The following is a 17809-nucleotide window of genomic DNA, read 5'->3' as shown; positions in this document are numbered from 1 at the left end:
CTGTGCCCGCCTCCCGGCCCGTGGTGGTCACCACGGTGGGAGTCGACCCCGGGTGCCCGGGGCCCTCACGGTCGCTTCCGTTGCCAATCTTGACACGGTGAGCCTCGCGCGACCGGGAGCGATCGTCGGTGAATGTCGCCGATCCCGTACGAAGGCTCCGCGGTGATGGTATCCCGCGTACCTCGAATCACCCCAGGTCTGGGAAAAACTCCGTTCTCGGGCGAAGTAGAGACATCATGCACCTTGTGGTTCGCAACTCGACACGCCGAGGGGCGCCAGATGGTGATGGTTCTTATTTGATGGCGTTATCAGAGGCTTGTCCCCCTTAAAGTGAGGTATCCACCTATGGGCGTTATGTGAATGTTGGGGCCTACGGGGATGTCTGCCCCACCACACGCCCATCCCATGACATGACGAGTGTCCCGCCGCGCCCACGCGCGGCCGACGGAGGGGGCCGCACACCATGCCCAGACCGGAGTACGGGGGTGGGCCGAACGAGCGGGGTCGATCGACCGGCCGAGCCCATCACGCAGACCATGACATGGAGGGAGCCCGGGGCGATCGACGCGGCAAGGACGACAAGGACGACAAGGACGGCAAGGATGACAAGGGCGCACGCATCGACCTGAGCGTGGCCCAGGTCGTGGGGGCCGGCATGGCCACCCTGACCGCGGCGACCGCCGCCTCCTACCTGAACGTCTACGGAACCGTCATCGGCACCGCCGTCATGGCCGTGCTCAGCACCAGTGCCACCCCGGTGATCCAGCACTGGATCACCCGCAGCGGAGAACGGGCCAAGGGACTGGCGGAGAAGGCCAAGCAGCCCCAGGCCGCCCCTTTCGCGGAACGGCCGGAACCGGCCATCGAGAGGGACGACCTCGGAGCCACGGCCGCCTTCCAGGAGTCCGAAGACGCCACCCGGACCATGGCCATGCCCTCCCTGGGACACGATCTGCCCGGTCGGACCCTGGCGCCCGGATTCGGAAATCCCGCCGACCCGGACCGGCCCCACGACCCGGTCCCGGGCGAGCCGACCGAACTCCTGCCCTCGGTGGGGCCCCGTGACCGCTCGGAGGCCGTGGCCTCGGACACGACCGGGGAAGAGGGAGCACGCCCCAAGCGTGGCCGACGCGCGGTCCTCATCCCCGCCGGAGTGGTGTTCGTCCTGGTCATGATGGTCATCCTGGTCTTCGAGTTGCTCACCGGGCGTTCCCTGACCGCCTGGACCCAGGGCCAGGACGAGCCGACCTCGCCCTCCCTGTTGGGCGGTCAGTCCGCCCCGGCCCACACCGACGAGGACGAGGACGACGAGGACACCGATACCTCCGTAAGGGACCAGGAGCCACAGGAGGAGGGGACGGACACCGCTCCGGGGACGGGGACCGGTGACCCGGACGAACCCGGGACGACCCCGGGCGACCAGGGCACCGACACCCCCACCGAGCCGGCCGAACCGCCGGTGGATGAACCCGAACCGGAACTGCCGGGGGAACCGGCCGAACCCGAACCGGGCGATGACGAGCAGGGAGGGGACGCCCCGCAGGACGGTGCTCCCCGGAGCGGCACCCAGGGTGAACCCGCGCCCACCGGCTGATCGGTCCTAGCGGAGCAGACCCCTGCTTCAGCCGCGGAGAGGAAGTCAATGCGGGGTCAGTCGAACACCCGGTCCAGGTAGGCGTTGCCGAAGTGGCGGTGCGGGTCCACCCGATCCCGCACCGCCAGGGCGTCGGCCAACCGCGGGTAGACCCCTTCCAGGTAGGCACGGTCACGGGTGTGCAACTTGCCCCAGTGCGGGCGTCCGCCCACCGACGTGAACAGCGCCTCCAGGTCCGCGAAGTACTCCCGATAGGGCGTCCCCTGGTACATGTGCACGGCAACGTAGGCGCTCTCGCGCTGGTGGGCGGTCGACAACCACACGTCGTCGGCGGGGGCGAAGCGCACCTCCACGGGGAAGCTCACCCGGTGGTCGCCGCGGTCCACGATCGAACGCGCCTCGCGCAGGACGTCCGCCACGTGTTCGGAGGGGATCGCGTACTCCATCTCCACGAAGCGCACGTTGCGCACCGAGGCGAAAACCTTGTGCGAGACGTCGGTGTAGGAGCGCGCCGACAGCGCCCGGGAGCTGATCTGGTTGACGGCGGGAACCGTCACCGGGAAGCGACGGCACATCCGGTTGACCCGCTCGAAGACCCGGTTGGACAGGAAATCGTCGTCCAGCCACGCCTTGAAAGGCGGCAGGGGGCGGGACGGGCCCTCGCTGATGTTGTTGCGCTTGGTGTTGGTGTTGCCCGTGTGGGGGAACCAGAAGAACTCGAAGTGGTCGTTGTCGGCGCGCAGCTCCGGTAACCGCTCCAACACCTCGTCCAAGGGCATGGGCATTTCCTCGGCCCGCAACAGGAAGGCCGGGCGTACCGCGAAGGTCAACGCCGTGACGACGCCGAACGCGCCCAACCCCACCCGGGCCGCGTGGAACAGTTCCGGTTCGTTCTCGGCCGAGCACTCCACCACCGAACCGTCGGCCAGGACCATTTCCATGCCGACCACCTGGCTCGCCAGGCCGCCCGCGTCCCGCCCGGTGCCGTGCGTCCCCGTCTGGACCGCGCCCGAGGTGGTCTGCACGGCGATGTCGCCCATGTTGGCCAGCGCCAGGCCACGCTCGGCCAGGGCGTCGTTGAAGTCGCACAGGGGCGTGCCCGCGGCGACGGTGGCGGTACCGGATATGGGGTCGACCGAACGTAATCCGGTCAGGGAGGCGGGGGAGAGCAGCAGTCCATCGGTGATGGCCACGTCCGTGAAGGAATGTCCCGTACCGACCATACGGACCCGCAGGTCCTCGGCCGCCGCGGCGATCACCGCCGCCGCGACCTCCTCGGTGTCGCGGGGGGTCATCGTCCGACGGGGGCGGGCCTGGTAGGTGTCGGCCCAGGTGTGCCACAACACATCAGTCATGCGGCGACATTACCGATCGGTCACTTATGTGACCAGAGTCCTTAGTGGAGCTGGTCACTTCCGTGCCGGAAGCCCCACGACATGGGTGGGGGCGGATCCGGGCGGGCCTCGGAAACTGGTTACATGAACAGCATGAGGCCTTACGACGCGTTTTTGCTGATCTCCTTCGGTGGACCGGAGGGCGAGGACGAGGTCATCCCGTTCCTGGAGAACGTCACCCGCGGGCGCAACATCCCCCGCGAAAGGTTGGCGGAGGTCGGTGAGCACTACTTCCTGTTCAAGGGAGTGAGCCCGATCAACCAGCAGTGCCGGGACCTGCTCGCCGCCATCACCACCGACTTCACCGAACAGGGCATCGACCTGCCCATCTACTGGGGCAACCGGTTCTGGGCGCCGATGCTCACCGACACCCTGGCGCAGATGAAGAAGGACGGCGTTCGCCGCATCCTGGCGTTGCCGACCTCCGCGTACTGCAACTGGTCCAGCCGGACCGCCTACCACGAGGACATCGAGCGGGCCCTGGCCGACCTCGGCCCGGACGCCCCCGAGGTCGATCTGATCCGTCCCTTCTACGATCATCCCGGGTTCATCGAACCTCTGGTCGATCACACTCGCGCCGCTCTGGAGGGGCTGCCCGCCGACAAGCGTGCGGGCGCGCACCTGTTGTTCTCGGCGCACTCCATCCCCATGACCATGGCCGAGGCCAGCGGCGGTCCGGGGCAGACCTTCGGGCCGGAGGGCGCTTACAGCGCCCAGTTGGCCGCGGTGGCCCGCCTGGTCGCCGAGCGGATCGGTGGGGACCACCCCTACGAGGTCGTCTACCAGTCCCGTAGCGGTCCGCCCGGCCAGCCCTGGCTGGAGCCGGACATCAACGATCGGCTGCGGGAACTGGCCGACGAGGGCGTGAGCGCGGTGGCGGTCGTTCCGCACGGGTTCGTCTCCGACCACATGGAGGTCAAGTTCGACCTCGACATCGAGGCGCGTGAGACCGCTGAGGAACTCGGTATGGACTACGCGCGCGCACTCAGCCCGGGTACGCACCCGGCGTTCGTGTCGATGGTCTCCGGCCTGGTGCGCGAGTACGCCGAGCAGGGTGAGGAACAACGGCTCACCTCCCTGCCGCGCTGCAACGAGGGCGGCGGTCAGTGCTGTGAGCAGCACTGACCCTCACGGCTTTGGCCGGTGTCAGGTCCCGAGCGCGAGGTAGTCCTCGGTCCGAACGATCTCCTCGCGCTCGGTGAACGACGTCAGTTCGTCCGCGACGGCCGAGCTGTCGCCGTCCCGGACGATGGCCTCCAGGGTGCGCTGGGCGGCCCTGATCACCGCCCGCTGGAGGTCGGAGGGGATGATGACGAGGCGGTACCCCAGCTCGGCCAGGCGTTGCCTGGACACGAGCGGGGTCCTGCCCCCGTGGAACATGTTGATCAGCTTGGGCTCGGGGATCTCCCCGGCGATCAGCTCGATCTGCTCCACGCTCTGCGGAGCCTCCACGAAGATGACGTCGGCCCCGGCCTCCAGGTAGGCGCGCGAACGTTCCAGCGCGGCCTCCACCCCCTCCGAGGCGATCGCGTCGGTACGGGCGATCACGACCAGGTCGGGGTCGGTCCGCGTGTCCAGCACCGCGCGTAGTTTGCCGACCATCTCGGTGGTGGGGACCAGTGACTTGTCGTCGAGGTGCCCGCAGCGCTTGGGGAAGGTCTGGTCCTCCAGATGGAGTCCGGCCACCCCCGCGCGCTCGAACAGTCCCACCGTGCGGACCGCGTTGACGGCGTTGCCGAATCCGGTGTCGGCGTCGGCGATGACCGGCAGCGAGGTCACCGCCGTGATCTGGGCCAGCCGGTCCGCGACCTCCGTGACCCCCAGAAGCCCGATGTCGGGTACCCCGTGGCCGCGTGCGATGGCGCCGCCACTGGCGTAGAGGAGCTCGGCCCCGCTCTGTTCGGCCAGCCGGGCGGTGAGCCCGTCGAAAACCCCCGGCGCGACGTGCGTGCCGTCCCCGTCGATCAGTGCTCGCAGCCGTGTGGTCGCTCTCATCCTCGGGCCTTTCTCAGCGATTCGGTACCGGCATGGCGGATCCGGTGATCGCCTCGACCACCAGCTGGATACCGTTTGTATACAATCCGGGAAGAGCTTGGCGGCCCACGTGGAACGATGTCAAGCGGCACGGCGACGGCGGATCTCGGGAACGGGGAGCACAGGGTGGGGCAGGGCGATCTGGTGTACGAGCGGCTGCGCGAGGAGATCGTGGAGTGGGAGCTGGCCCCGGGCGCGCACCTGAACGAGACCCGGCTGGCCGAACGTCTGGGCGTGTCCAGAACGCCCCTGCGCGAGGCCCTGCGTCGCCTCACCAGGGACGACCTGGTGCGGATCAGTCCGGGCCGTGGCGCCTTCGTCACCGAGATCGCGCTCCAGGACATCGTGCACCAGTTCCAGATGCGCGAGGCGCTGGAGACCTACGCCGTTCGGCTGTGCGCCCGTGCTCCGGAGCGCTCGGTGTTCGCGGAACTGGAGGAGGCCTTCCGCGAGTGGGAGATTCGCTTCGAACAGGCCGGAGAGGGCGTCGACGACACCGACTACTACGCGCTCACCGACCGTCTGGACACCGCGGTCTCCGAGAACGCCGCCAACCCATACCTGGCGGACTCCCTCACCTCCGTTCGTCGGCATTTGCGGCGGCTGCGCCGACTCGCGCGTCGCACGCCCGAACGGATGGTGCTCAGCACCCGTGAGCACGCCCGGATCTGCCGCGCCGTCCACGAGGGGGCCGAGGACACCGCGGCCCGAGCCGCCGCGGAGCACGTCGACAACAGTCTGCGTCACGTCCTCGGGGTCGTGGGCGGCGTCGCGTCCGGCGGTGCGCCCGTACCGTCCTGAGGATGGGGGTCAACGATGTTGACCACCTCTGAAGTGGGAAGACGGCAAACCCGGTGGTGATGCGGGTCACCGCGGACGATAGGGTCGTCCCCGACCACAAGTCGACGGTTTCAGGAGTATCTGTCTTGGTTCGTTCCTGGTATGAACTGCCGGAGTACGTCCGTCTGCGCCGCGTGAACGGGCTGCGCCTGTCCCCGGACGGCACCCGCCTCGTCGCGCCCGTGAGCGACATCGCCCCCGACGCCAAGTCCTTCCGCAGCGCCCTGTGGGAGATCGACGTCGCTCCGGAGGCCGAGGGCGGAGGCGCGCCCAGACGACTGACCCGTTCCACCAAGGGCGAGTCGGGTGCGGAGTTCCTCCCCGACGGTTCAGTGCTCTTCGGTACCGGACGTCCCGACCCCGAGTCCGCATCCCAGGACAAGCCCAAGGCGGCGCTGTGGCTGCTGCCCGCCGACGGTGGCGAGGCCCGGCAGGTCGCCTCGACCCATGGTGGCGTCGGTGCCTTCGGGGTCGCCCGGGACAGCGGCCTGGTCGCCTTCACCGGCCGGGTGCTGCCTCGCTCGCAGGACCAGGAGGCCGACTCCGAGGCCCGCAAGGCACGAGAGGAGGCCGGTGTCACCGCGATCCTGCACGAGGCCCTTCCGGTGCGTTCCTGGGACAGTGACGTCGGCCCCGACCATCCCCGCCTGTTCACCGCCACCCCGCCCGAGGACGAGGACTCCCGCCTGGGCGAGCCCCGGGACCTCACCCCCGACGCCGGCATGGCCCTGCTGGGATCGGCCCCGGAGGTGTCGCCCGACGGCTCCACCGTGTACGTGACCTGGTCGGTGCCCACCTCCAAGGGCGCCACCCGCGGCGAGGTCGTGGCCATCGACACCGCCACCGGACGACGCCGCACCGTCGTCGGTGGCCCCGACGAGGCACTGGAGTTCGGCTCCCCGTCCATCTCCCCGGACGGTACCCGCCTGTTGGTGTACGCCGACTCCGAGGGCGAGTACCACGGAGAGCCCCGTGACGCCACGCTCTGGATCGTCGACCCGGCCACCGGCGAAGGTCGTGACCTGCTCGAAGGCCACGAACTCTGGCCGCGGGACTACGCCTGGTCAGCCGACTCGAACACGGTCTTCCTCGTCGCCGACCAGAACGGCCGCCGCCCCGTCTTCCGCGTGGACGTGGCCTCGGGCGAGCTCACTCGTCTGACCGGTGACCACGGCGCCTACAGCGAACTGAACCCCTCCCCGGACGGCCGTCACGTCTTCGCGATGCGTGACGCCTGGGACTCCCCGCCCGCGCCGGTACGCCTGGACGCCGACGTCACCGACGGCGAACCCACCTACCTGCGCACCCCGGGCTCGGAGCTGTCCATGCCGGGCACGCTCACCGAGATCGAGACCACCGCCGACGACGGCACCCGGATCCGCTCCTGGCTGGTGCTGCCCGAGGATGCCTCCGCAGACACGCCCGCCCCGCTCATGCTCTGGGTCCACGGCGGCCCGTACATGAGCTTCAACGGGTGGAGCTGGCGCTGGAACCCGTGGCTGCTCGCCGCCCGGGGCTACGCCGTGCTGCTTCCGGACCCCGCCCTGTCCACCGGTTACGGCCAGGACATGCTGCGCCGCGCCTGGGGCAAGTGGGGGCCCCGCACCCACGCCGACGTCATGGCCATCACCGACGCCGCCGAGGCGCGTGAGGACATCGACGCCGAGCGCACCGCCATGATGGGTGGTTCCTTCGGCGGCTACATGGCCAACTGGATCGCCGGGCACACCGACCGGTTCAAGGCCATCGTCTCCCACGCGTCCCTGTGGCAACTGGACGGTTTCAGCGGCACCACGGACTACCCGCCGGTCTGGGAGAGCGAGTTCGGTACGCCGCTGGATCGACCGGAGCGTTACGAGCTCAACTCCCCGCACCTGCACGCGGACAAGATCCGTACGCCCATGCTCGTCATCCACGGTGACAAGGACTACCGGGTGCCCATCGGTGAGGGCCTGAAGCTGTGGCGCGACCTCCTCCTGCACGAGGTCGAGGCCAAATTCCTGTACTTCCCCGACGAGAATCACTGGATCCTCAGCCCGGGTAACGCACAGGTCTGGTACGAGACGATCTTCGCCTTCCTGGACCACCACGTCCACGGCAAGGAGTGGGTCAAGCCCGACCTGCTCTGACCCTGCTCGCCGGGGCCGGGTGAACGACCGGCGGGGCCCGGTGGACGGAGAGTCCACCGGGCCCCGCTTCGATGTTCCGACGGTGTTCCAACGGTGCCCGGGACCGGACGACCCTCGCCGCGTAGGGTGCCAGGAGAGTGCCCGGACAGCCGCGTTCGGGGCCCAGAACGGAAGAGGGCAGCAGTGAGCACCAGCCAGTCCCCACACGACCGAGGGAAGCTGCGGGACCTGGCCGTGGCCGTGGCCGCGGAGGCCGGGGAACTCGCGGCCAAGGGGCAGGAGGGCATCACCGTCCTGGACACCAAGTCCAGCCCGACCGACGTCGTCACCGAGATGGACCGGGCCACCGAGGAACTCATCCGCGACCGCTTGCTCGCGGTCAGGCCGAACGACGCGGTCCTGGGTGAGGAGGGCGGTGGTGTCGAGGGCACCAGCGGGGTGCGCTGGGTGGTGGACCCCATCGACGGCACCGTCAACTACCTGTACGGCTCTCCGGACTGGGGCGTGGCGATCGCCGCCGAGGTCGACGGAGTGGTCGTGGCCGCGGCGGTCGGCGTTCCCTCTCGTGGGCAGATGTTCGAGGCGGTCCTGGACGGAGGGGCGCGGCTGGACGGTCGTGCGTTGCGCGCCCCGGACGCGGTGCCGCTGGACCGGGCCCTGGTGGCCACCGGGTTCGGATACTCGGCGGGTCGACGGGTCCACCAGGCGCGGGTGCTGACCGAGGTGGTCGGGCACGTGCGCGACATCCGACGGATCGGTGCGGCCTCGATCGACCTCACCGGCCTGGCGGTGGGGCGCAGCAACGCCTATTACGAGCGGGGCCTGAACCTGTGGGACTGGGCCGCGCCCGGCCTGGTCGCCACCGAGGCGGGCGTGCGCCTGGGAGGGCCAGGGGGTGGGCCGCCCTCCGAAGACCTGGTGATCGCCGCCCGGCCCGGCCTGTACGAGCGGCTCGACGCGCTCCTGGCGCCGTTGGGCGCCGACACCGACGGCTGACGGCCCCTCCGGACACAAGGGACCCCGGGCGGGTCACGCCCGGGGTCGAACATTCGTGGGCGGGCGCGGCCGACTCGGGTCCGCCGCCCCGCCTTGCCCCGACCAGGTTCTGTTTTGGGAACCACGGGGGGTCACCTGTTCGGGCGCCGTCAGGCCCTGTCTTCTGTAAACCCGGGGAGGTGTCGGAGGTGGGATCCGAGGAACGAGGATCACACCGTAGGCACCGAAGGTTCCTGACTTTTTGGGGCGCCCGAACACGCCGAAGCGCCGGCGGAGGCTCTAAAAAACACTGCCTAGTGCAGCGTGTCGACGCCGTTTCGGGCGGCGATGCGGTACAGGTCCTCGAGTTCCGACGCATGTGTGTCGGCAAGGAAGTCGTCCCCGGCGGCCTGCGCCGACTGGAGCGACCGGTAGGTCTCGTTGATACGGACCTTGATCTCCGCCATGAACTCGCCCATTGCACCTCTTCCAGGGGTAGGCACCGGAGCATGGTGGCGCACCGGTGCACATGCGTGTGCGCACGCTGTTCACGTGGCACGAACCGAAGTCGTCACGACCCTGTGACATGAACGCCCGTCGCGGTCCGGGCAGGGCCCGGTGTCCACGCGTGCGTTTTCTACGTCTACCTCACTGTGAGCCAGGTCAAACCTCCGCCCCCCGCACGGTGACGTTTCCGTGATTCAGACTCCGATTCCGCAAAGTGAAAATCTGCCCGTCAGTGGCGGTCGTGGTCCGCCGGGTGGCCCCGTGGGGAAGAGGGTTCGTGGCGCCGAGTGAAGTCATGGAAAAAAGTGTCCCAAGACACATTTTTCGGCAGTGGCCAGTGCTTACTCGTTTCTTATTGTTGATGTGTCAGATTTGAGATGTGCGGGGTTGAGTCGTCGCCGGCGGTTGGGGGATTCGCCGGCGGCGACCACTCCGCGCACAGGGGTCGTACAGACTCCCGGCCCAGCGCCCGTGACACACGGGGGTGAGGACGAGCGGAACACTTCACAGTGTTCCCCGAACGGGTTTACCGTGTCCTTACCCCGACCGTGGGAGAACGGTTGACGCGGTCGGGACCGAGAACGCCGCTGCCGGTGTGTTGGGGGATGCGCCGGCAGCGGCCCCCTTTTTTGTTTCCCGACCCCCCTGAAGGACAACGTTGCGAGTACTCGTGGTCGAAGACGAACGGGTCCTGGCCGACGCCGTGGCCGTCGGACTACGGCGTGAGTCCATGGCGGTGGACGTGGTCTACGACGGCGACACCGCCCTGGAACACACCGCGGTCAACGAGTACGACGTCGTCGTCCTCGACCGCGACCTCCCCGGGATCCATGGCGACGAGGTCGCCCGCACCCTGGTCGCGGAGGCCTACAACGGCCGCATCCTGATGCTCACCGCCTCCGACGGGGTCCAGGACAGGGTCGACGGGCTCACCCTGGGCGCCGACGACTACCTCCCCAAACCCTTCGCCTTCCCCGAACTCATCGCCCGGGTGCACGCCCTGGGCCGCCGTTCGGCGCCGCCGCTGCCACCGGTGCTGGAGCGCCACGGCATCACCCTGGACCCGGCCAACCACCGGGTGTATCGTGAGGGCCGTGAGGTCGGCCTCACACCCAAGGAGTTCGCGGTCCTACAGGTGCTCATGCGCGCGCAGGGCACCGTGGTCAGCGCCGAGGGCCTGTTGGAGAAGGCCTGGGACGAGAACGCCGACCCCTTCACCAACGTCGTCCGGGTCACCGTCATGACCCTGCGCAAGAAGCTCGGCAGCCCACAGGTCATCCAGACGGTCCCCGGCGCCGGGTACCGACTGTGAGACCGGGCGAGCGTCCCGAACCCGGACAGGTGGAGGCCACTCGCCCCGGGGACACCGGTACGTGGCGCAGCCTGAACTCGGTGGCGCCCGGAGGGGAGAGCACCGAACGCTCCGCCGCCCACTCCACGGTTCATCGCTTCACCGACAACCTCAGCCTGCGGGCCCGCCTCACCCTCATCTACGGGATGCTCTTCTTCGCGGCGGGCTCCCTCCTGGTCTTGGTCAACTACCTGGTCGTCGCGGTCCTGCTCAACGCCCTCCTGGCCGAGGACAGCCTGGCCGAGCTCATCGAGCACAGCCACCACATCGAACAGGTCCTCACCCACGTCACCCGTTTCTCGTTGCTGGCGCTGTTCCTGGTCGGGTTGCTCGCGGTGGCACTGGGGTACGCGGTGGCCGGGCGGGCGCTCTCGCCGTTGCAGAAGATCACCCGCATAGCCCGACGGCTGTCCGAGCGCTCCCTGCACGAACGCATCGCGCTGTCCGGGCCCGATGACGAGATCCGTGAGCTCGCCGACACCTTCGACGGCATGCTGGAGCGTCTGGACCGTGCCTTCGACGGGCAACGGCGCTTCGTCGCCAACGCCTCGCACGAACTGCGCACACCGCTGGCCATCAACCGCACCCTGCTCGAAGTGGCGTTGAGCGCCCCGGACGTGTCCGCAGACCTCAAGAGCGTCGGGCACACCCTGTTGGAGACCAACGCCCGCCACGAACGCCTCATCGACGGGTTGCTGTTCCTGGCCAAGACCGACCGTGAGTTGGAGGTCAAGGCCAAGGTCGACCTGGGCGAGGTCGCCGGCACGGTGCTCAGTCAACTGTCCGGGGACATCGACTCCTCCGGGCTCTCCCCGCGCCAGGACCTGCGTTCCGCCCTGGTGGTGGGCGACCCGGTCCTGCTGGAACGACTGGTCGCCAACCTGGTGGAGAACGCCCTCAAGTACAACGTCGAGGACGGTGAGATCACCGTGCGCAGCGGCATGTACGAGGGCATGCCCGCGGTTCAGGTGGAGAACTCCGGCAAGGTCATCCCCGCCTACGAGATCGAGGGTCTCTTCGAACCGTTCCGGCGAGGCTCCGGCGACCGTGTGGGTTCGGGTCGCAGCGCCGGTCTGGGACTGTCCATCGTGCGCTCGGTGGTGCGCGCCCACAAGGGCGTGGTCACCGCCTGGCCCCGCGCCGGCGGCGGTCTGGTCGTCACCGTGTGCCTGCCGAATCCACCCGGACAGGGCGGCGAGAGCGTCGACCGCCGTTGAGGAAACGGCGGGTTCGACCTTCCGAAGCACCCATCGGAAAAAGTGGGGCGCACCGTCTCCACGCTTCCAAAGCTGCGTCCGTCCACGCTTCGTGGTATTTATACGTGTCCGAAGACACGCCCACCCCTGTCACGAGCCACGAGTCGGGGTGGGTATGCTTCCCCGGGCGTGGACACGGAGGGAATCCCTCCTGACATGGGCATGTCTTGGTTTTCGCCCCGATCCGGGGGAGTGTTCCATACTTGCCCTTCATGTGGGCGCGTACGTGTTTTCCGGTCTACGAGACGCTCGACGTTGGGTAGTACACGAGAACGACCAGTGCAGGGGCCATCGATTATTGGCCGCCTCCGGTCACGATTTCGTGAAAATGCTACTGACCTGTGGAAGGTGACCCGGGAGGGGGCACCGAACACGGACTTCGGGAAAATTCATTGGCCGATTCGGGCACAACCAAGGTCTCTCAAGCGTTACACCCGCGCGATGAGGCACTAAACGAGGGGGATGGAGTTAGCAGAGATGGCCACCGACTACGACAGCCCGCGCAAGACTGACGAGGACATCAACGAGGACAGCCTCCAGGAGCTGCAGGCGCGGCGCGTGGACAAGGGCACCGGCACCATCGACGTCGACCCCGACGAGGTGGCCGAGGGCATGGAACTGCCCGGTGCGGACCTGTCGGGCGAAGAACTCGCGGTCCGGGTACTGCCCCGCCAAGCCGATGAGTTCACCTGCTCGCGCTGTTTCCTGGTGCACCACCGCAGTCAGCTCGCCGAGCAGCGCGCCGGCCAGCTGGTCTGCAAGGAATGCGCCTGATTGATCGGCGGGTCTCCCGAGCCCCCGATGGTCCCGAGAACCCGACGGGACCGGGGAACGGACCCGCGACGGTCACCCCTGGGTGACCGGGCCGCCGCCTCCGCGTGAACGGGGGTCCCGCACGGCGGCGGGCGCGACGACGGCGGGCGGTGGACGGCCGACTCCAGACGGGGAGGACCCCCGATGGGGTGAGCCGTCCACCGCCACCCGTTCGTCGAGGCGGGGGTGGACCCCGCACACGTCGCGGTCGGACCCCTGGTCAGACTTCCAGATCGCGTTCGCCGGAACCGACCAGCCGCTTTCGGGTGGCGCGTACGGCCAGGACCCGGGCCACCTCCACGCCCACACCCGCGATCACGGCCCAGCTCAGGGCGCGTCCCAGGCTCACGTCGGGGGACTCCAGGTCCGTCGGAGGTTCTTCGCCCGTCGCGCGCGTCCAGGCGAAGGTCAGCGCCTTGCGAGTGACGAACTCGGCCGCGAAACCGGCGACCATCCCGAGGACGACCGGTGCGACCTCACCGTCCTTCTTAGCCATGTGAATCGTTCACCGTTTCCTTGTGCGTACGATGGTGCGCGCGAAGGCGCACCGTCTACGATGAAAGTCTTTCACGCCAAGGCCGTCCCGCGCAGCGCGGCGTGCTCCCGACACGTCCCCGCGCGTTCGAGGCACGGATCACGTTCCCTGGGCGCTCAGGGGCCTGCAAACCCGGAGCGAAGTGGCTCTCGGGAGCATTACCATTGCCCCCATGACCAACCGCTCTCATTCCTTCCGCATGCCCGACAAGCCTTCGCTGGACGGTATCGAGGCGAAGTGGGTGGACGTATGGGATGAGTCCGGCGTCTACCATTTCGACCGTAGCCGCAGCCGCGAAGACGTCTACTCGATCGACACCCCACCACCCACGGTCTCGGGTTCGCTGCACATCGGCCACGTCTTCTCCTACACGCACACCGACACCGTCGCGCGTTTCCAGCGGATGAACGGCAAGGCCGTCTTCTACCCGATGGGATGGGACGACAATGGCCTGCCCACCGAGCGTCGTGTCCAGAACTACTACGGTGTGCGCTGCGACCCGTCGGTCCCCTACGAGCCGGACTTCGAGCCGCCGGCCAAGCCCGACCCCAAGCGGCAGGTCCCCGTCTCCCGGGGCAACTTCATCGAGCTGTGCGACAAGCTCACCATCGAGGACGAGAAGGTCTTCGAGTCGATCTGGCGTCGTCTGGGGCTGAGCGTCGACTGGCGCCACACCTACGCCACCATCGACGACAACTCCCGCACAGCGGCCCAGCGGGCCTTCCTGCGCAATCTGTCCCGTGGCGAGGCCTACATGGCCGAGGCGCCCACCCTGTGGGACGTCACCTTCCGCACCGCGGTGGCCCAGGCCGAGCTGGAGGATCGCGAACGTCCCAGCGCTTACCACAAGGTGGCCTTCCACAAGCCCGACGGCGCTCCGGTCCACATCGAGACCACCCGCCCCGAGCTGCTGGCCGCCTGCGTCGCCCTGGTCGCCCACCCCGACGACGAGCGTTACCAGGACCTGTTCGGCACCACCGTGACCAGCCCGGTCTTCGGTGTCGAGGTCCCGGTCAAGGCCCATCGCCTGGCCGACCCCGAGAAGGGGTCCGGCATCGCCATGATCTGCACCTTCGGTGACACCACCGACGTCACCTGGTGGCGCGAGCTGCAACTGGAGACCCGCCCCATCATCGGCTGGGACGGCCGCATCATCGCCGACCCCCCCAGGGGTCTCGATTCCGAGGCCGGACGCGAGGCCTACGCGCGCCTGGTCGGTGCCACCGTCCACACCGCGCGCGAGCGCACGGTGGAGCTGCTGCGCGAGAGCGGCGCCCTGGTCGGTGAACCCACACCCATCACCCACCCGGTGAAGTTCTTCGAGAAGGGCGACAAGCCCCTGGAGATCGTCACCACCCGCCAGTGGTACATCCGCAACGGCGGTCGGGACGAGGACATCCGCGCCCGGCTCATCGAGCGCGGCCGTGAGCTCACCTGGCACCCGGCGCACATGCGCCAGCGCTACGAGAACTGGGTCCAGGGCCTCAACGGCGACTGGCTGATCAGCCGCCAGCGCTTCTTCGGCGTGCCCTTCCCGGTCTGGTATCCGCTGGACGCCGACGGCAACCCGAACTACGACGAGCCGCTGCTGCCGACCGAGGGCCAGCTGCCTATCGACCCCAGCTCCCAGGTGCCCGCCGGGTACACCGAGGAACAGCGCGGGCGGGCCGGCGGGTTCATGGGAGACCCCGACGTCATGGATACCTGGGCGACCTCCTCGCTGTCGCCGCAGATCGCCTCCGGCTGGGAACGCGACCAGGACCTGTTCGAGCGGGTCTTCCCGATGGACTACCGACCCCAGGGGCAGGACATCATCCGCACCTGGTTGTTCTCCACGGTCGTCCGCGCCGACTTCGAGAACGGCACCCTGCCCTGGAACACCACCGGGATCTCCGGCTGGATCCTGGACCCGGACCGCAAGAAGATGTCCAAGTCCAAGGGCAACGTCGTCACCCCGGTCGCGCTGTTGGAGAAGTACAGCTCCGACGCGGTCCGGTACTGGGCGGCCAGCGGGCGTCTGGGCACAGACACCGCCATGGACGAGGGCCAGATGAAGATCGGCCGCCGGCTGTCCATCAAGGTCCTCAACGCCAGCAAGTTCGTCATGTCGGTCGCGGGCGAGGACGCCTCCAGCGATCCGACCAAGGTCACCGAGCCCCTGGACCGGGCGATGCTGGCGGCTTTGGCCGAGGTGGTCGAGGAGGCCACCACCGCGTTCGTCGAGTACGACCACACCCGGGCCCTGGAGCGCACCGAGCGCTTCTTCTGGGACTTCTGTGACGACTACCTGGAACTGGTCAAGACCCGGGCCTACGACACCGAGTCCGCCGGAGGCGCCTCGGCCCGTGCCGCGCTGCTCATCGCCCTGGGCGCCTTGCACAAGCTGTTCGCGCCCTTCGTCCCCTTCGTCACCGAAGAGGTCTGGAGTTGGTGGCAGGAGGGTTCGGTGCACGCCCAGGCCTGGCCCGACGCCGCCGAGTACCGTTCCGCCGCCGAGGGTGGTGACCCGGCCGTCCTGGCCGCCACCGCCGAGGTGCTGCGCGAGGTCCGCAAGGCCAAGTCCGAGGCGAAGCTGTCCATGCGCGCCGAGGTCGAGCGCGTGAAGGTCTCCGGTAAGCAGGTCGAGGCTGCCCGCGCCGCCAAGGCCGACATCGCGGCCGCCGGTCGCGCCGCCGCGATCGACTTCCAGGCCACCGACGACGCCGAGCTCACCGTCGAGGTCACCATGCCCCCGGCCGAGGAGGCGGACGCCGAGTAACGATTCGGCGAGAACACGGGAGGACGGGGCGGCACCGGGAACACATCCGGGGTCGCCCCGCCCTCGTTCGTCCTCGGGTCACCTCGTGGAGCGCTTCGCCACGACCCGGCGCATCACCCGCTCGGGCCACCCGGGCAACGTCCGGGGAACGATAGGCTCGGCAGATGTGAGTACCTCATCCCTGGAAGGCACCCGGGTGCCCGTCACGGTCCGTCGTCTGGACCCCGGGCTGCCCTTGCCCGTCTACGCCCACCCCGGTGACGCGGGCGCGGATCTGTACACCGCCACCGACGTGGTCCTGGCCCCGGGGGAGCGCGCCACGGTGCCCACCGGCCTGGCGATCGCCCTGCCCGACGGCTACGCGGCCTTCGTGCATCCTCGTTCGGGGTTGGCCGCCCGCTGCGGGCTGACGGTCGTCAACGCCCCGGGGACCGTGGACGCCGGCTACCGGGGCGAGATCAGGGTGACCCTGCTCAACACCGACCCCCACACCCCGGTGGAGCTCGCGCGCGGTGATCGGATCGCCCAGCTGGTGATCCAACGCGTGGAGCGCGCGGCGTTCGTCGAGGCGGACACGTTGCCGGACTCGGTGCGCGGATCGGGTGGTTTCGGTTCGACCGGGGGCCACGCCGCACGGTGATGACGTCCCCGAATCCCCGGTGTGACTCCGGGACCCACGAAGAAGCGAAGAGGTGAAGGCGTGTTCGGACGCCGCCGTAAGAAGCGGGACCAGGAGACCGAGAGAGCAGCGGAGGAGACCCGTCCCAAGGAGCGACGTGGAGCCGCCGGGGCCGTCTCGTTCGACAACGAGGTGGAACCGGAGCGTCCCTCGGCGCAGCCCGACAAGGACGAGGACCGTTACCGGGTCGGCGGCCCTTGGGACTCCACCGAGGATGCTCCCGAGACCAAGCGGATGGACCTGGGCAGCATGCTCCTGCCCACGGAGCAGGGTGCCGAGATCCAGGTGAACGTCGCCCAGGACGGCAAGGGCAAGCAGAAGATCATCGGGGTGACCCTGGTGCGCGGCAAGACCGCCCTGCAGGTGCAGCCCTTCGCCGCGCCCAAGTCCTCCGGGTTGTGGGACGAGATGCGCGAGGAGCTGCGCGAACAGGTCACGCAGCAGGGCGGCAAGGTCGAGGACCACGAGGGCACCTTCGGTCCGGAGCTGCGGGCCGTCATTCCGATCAAGGGCAAGACGACCGAGGACGGTCGTCAACTGGGCCAGCGGGTGCGGTTCATCGGCGTGGACGGGCCGCGTTGGGTGCTGCGCGGTGTCATCCGCGGCGAAGGCGCCTCCAAACCCGAGGTGATGTCGGAGATCGAGCAGGTGTTCTCCGACATCGTGGTGGTGCGCGGGGACCAGCCGGCGCCGCCCAGCGAACTGCTGCCGATCACCGTGCCCAAGGAGATCCAGGAGAAGATGGCCGCCGCGGCCAAGCAGCGCGCCGCCCAGCAGGCGGCCCAGAACGGCAACGCCGGCCGCTCGCCCAACGGTTCGGCCGAGGGTCCCGGCACCGGTGGTCCGGTGCAGGCCTGAGGCAGGGCATGGCCCCGAGGATCCGGGGAAAGTTCCGGTTCCGAGGAAACGAGCCTGTGGACAACGGTTCCGGGGGCGTTTGTTTT

At 68.9% G+C, this 17809-nt stretch carries 15 protein-coding genes; 11 read left to right on the top strand and 4 right to left on the bottom strand.

The window, feature by feature from the left end:
• The first annotated feature begins 541 nt into the window (after positions 1-541).
• Positions 542-1594 carry a hypothetical protein gene (locus NLI01S_RS05080; RefSeq protein WP_067599951.1) on the top strand — a complete coding sequence of 351 codons (1053 nt, stop codon included), beginning with the start codon at positions 542-544 and terminating at the stop codon, positions 1592-1594.
• Positions 1595-1650: 56 nt separating this feature from the next.
• Here NLI01S_RS05080 and NLI01S_RS05075 read toward each other — a convergent pair whose 3' ends face one another.
• Complete coding sequence (locus NLI01S_RS05075) at positions 1651-2949, bottom strand: D-arabinono-1,4-lactone oxidase (protein ID WP_067599948.1); 1299 nt, start codon at positions 2947-2949, stop codon at positions 1651-1653.
• A 132-nt stretch (positions 2950-3081) separates the two neighbouring features.
• On the opposite strand from NLI01S_RS05075, the gene NLI01S_RS05070 reads away from it, so the two are divergent.
• Positions 3082-4113: a ferrochelatase gene (locus NLI01S_RS05070; protein ID WP_067599983.1), complete on the top strand. Its 1032-nt coding sequence runs from the start codon at positions 3082-3084 to the stop codon at positions 4111-4113.
• 21 nt (positions 4114-4134) lie between these two features.
• On the opposite strand, the gene NLI01S_RS05065 is transcribed toward NLI01S_RS05070, so the two are convergent.
• Positions 4135-4983 carry an isocitrate lyase/PEP mutase family protein gene (locus NLI01S_RS05065; RefSeq protein ID WP_067599947.1) on the bottom strand — a complete coding sequence of 283 codons (849 nt, stop codon included), beginning with the start codon at positions 4981-4983 and terminating at the stop codon, positions 4135-4137.
• A 165-nt stretch (positions 4984-5148) separates the two neighbouring features.
• Between NLI01S_RS05065 and NLI01S_RS05060 the strand changes: the two genes are divergently transcribed.
• The 3 genes from NLI01S_RS05060 to NLI01S_RS05050 all read left to right on the top strand — a co-directional run bounded on the left by NLI01S_RS05060 (position 5149) and on the right by NLI01S_RS05050 (position 8987).
• Positions 5149-5823: a GntR family transcriptional regulator gene (locus NLI01S_RS05060; protein ID WP_223809119.1), complete on the top strand. Its 675-nt coding sequence runs from the start codon at positions 5149-5151 to the stop codon at positions 5821-5823.
• A gap of 125 nt (positions 5824-5948) precedes the next feature.
• A complete protein-coding gene (locus NLI01S_RS05055) occupies positions 5949-7991 on the top strand; it encodes a S9 family peptidase (RefSeq protein WP_067599941.1) in 2043 nt (680 codons plus the stop codon).
• Positions 7992-8174: 183 nt separating this feature from the next.
• Positions 8175-8987 carry an inositol monophosphatase family protein gene (locus NLI01S_RS05050; RefSeq protein ID WP_067599938.1) on the top strand — a complete coding sequence of 271 codons (813 nt, stop codon included), beginning with the start codon at positions 8175-8177 and terminating at the stop codon, positions 8985-8987.
• A gap of 293 nt (positions 8988-9280) precedes the next feature.
• On the opposite strand, the gene NLI01S_RS25945 is transcribed toward NLI01S_RS05050, so the two are convergent.
• Entirely contained in the window at positions 9281-9445 is a 165-nt protein-coding gene (locus NLI01S_RS25945) for a hypothetical protein (RefSeq protein ID WP_190318366.1), read from the bottom strand.
• 686 nt (positions 9446-10131) lie between these two features.
• On the opposite strand from NLI01S_RS25945, the gene NLI01S_RS05045 reads away from it, so the two are divergent.
• From NLI01S_RS05045 to NLI01S_RS05035, 3 genes are all read left to right on the top strand, one after another.
• Positions 10132-10785, top strand: coding sequence for a response regulator transcription factor (locus NLI01S_RS05045; protein WP_067599935.1), 654 nt, complete (start codon positions 10132-10134; stop codon positions 10783-10785).
• Positions 10782-12041, top strand: coding sequence for a sensor histidine kinase (locus NLI01S_RS05040; protein WP_067599932.1), 1260 nt, complete (start codon positions 10782-10784; stop codon positions 12039-12041). Before NLI01S_RS05045 ends, NLI01S_RS05040 begins: the two co-directional genes overlap by 4 nt.
• A gap of 516 nt (positions 12042-12557) precedes the next feature.
• Entirely contained in the window at positions 12558-12854 is a 297-nt protein-coding gene (locus tag NLI01S_RS05035) for a DUF4193 domain-containing protein (protein ID WP_013153901.1), read from the top strand.
• Positions 12855-13113: 259 nt separating this feature from the next.
• Here NLI01S_RS05035 and NLI01S_RS05030 read toward each other — a convergent pair whose 3' ends face one another.
• Positions 13114-13389 carry a DUF4235 domain-containing protein gene (locus NLI01S_RS05030; protein WP_067599929.1) on the bottom strand — a complete coding sequence of 92 codons (276 nt, stop codon included), beginning with the start codon at positions 13387-13389 and terminating at the stop codon, positions 13114-13116.
• A gap of 211 nt (positions 13390-13600) precedes the next feature.
• Between NLI01S_RS05030 and valS the strand changes: the two genes are divergently transcribed.
• From valS to NLI01S_RS05015, 3 genes are all read left to right on the top strand, one after another.
• Positions 13601-16186, top strand: coding sequence for a valine--tRNA ligase (valS, locus tag NLI01S_RS05025; RefSeq protein ID WP_067599926.1), 2586 nt, complete (start codon positions 13601-13603; stop codon positions 16184-16186).
• A gap of 166 nt (positions 16187-16352) precedes the next feature.
• Positions 16353-16826 carry a dUTP diphosphatase gene (dut, locus tag NLI01S_RS05020; protein ID WP_067599923.1) on the top strand — a complete coding sequence of 158 codons (474 nt, stop codon included), beginning with the start codon at positions 16353-16355 and terminating at the stop codon, positions 16824-16826.
• Between the two features lie 60 nt (positions 16827-16886).
• Entirely contained in the window at positions 16887-17723 is an 837-nt protein-coding gene (locus tag NLI01S_RS05015) for a DUF3710 domain-containing protein (RefSeq protein ID WP_067599920.1), read from the top strand.
• Positions 17724-17809: the final 86 nt, after the last annotated feature.

The sequence above is a fragment of the Nocardiopsis listeri NBRC 13360 genome (genome assembly GCF_001570765.1).
Classification (GTDB): Bacteria; Actinomycetota; Actinomycetes; order Streptosporangiales; family Streptosporangiaceae; genus Nocardiopsis; species Nocardiopsis listeri.
The sequence above is the reverse complement of the archived record's forward strand: the minus strand, read 5'-3'. Positions and strand labels throughout refer to the sequence as shown.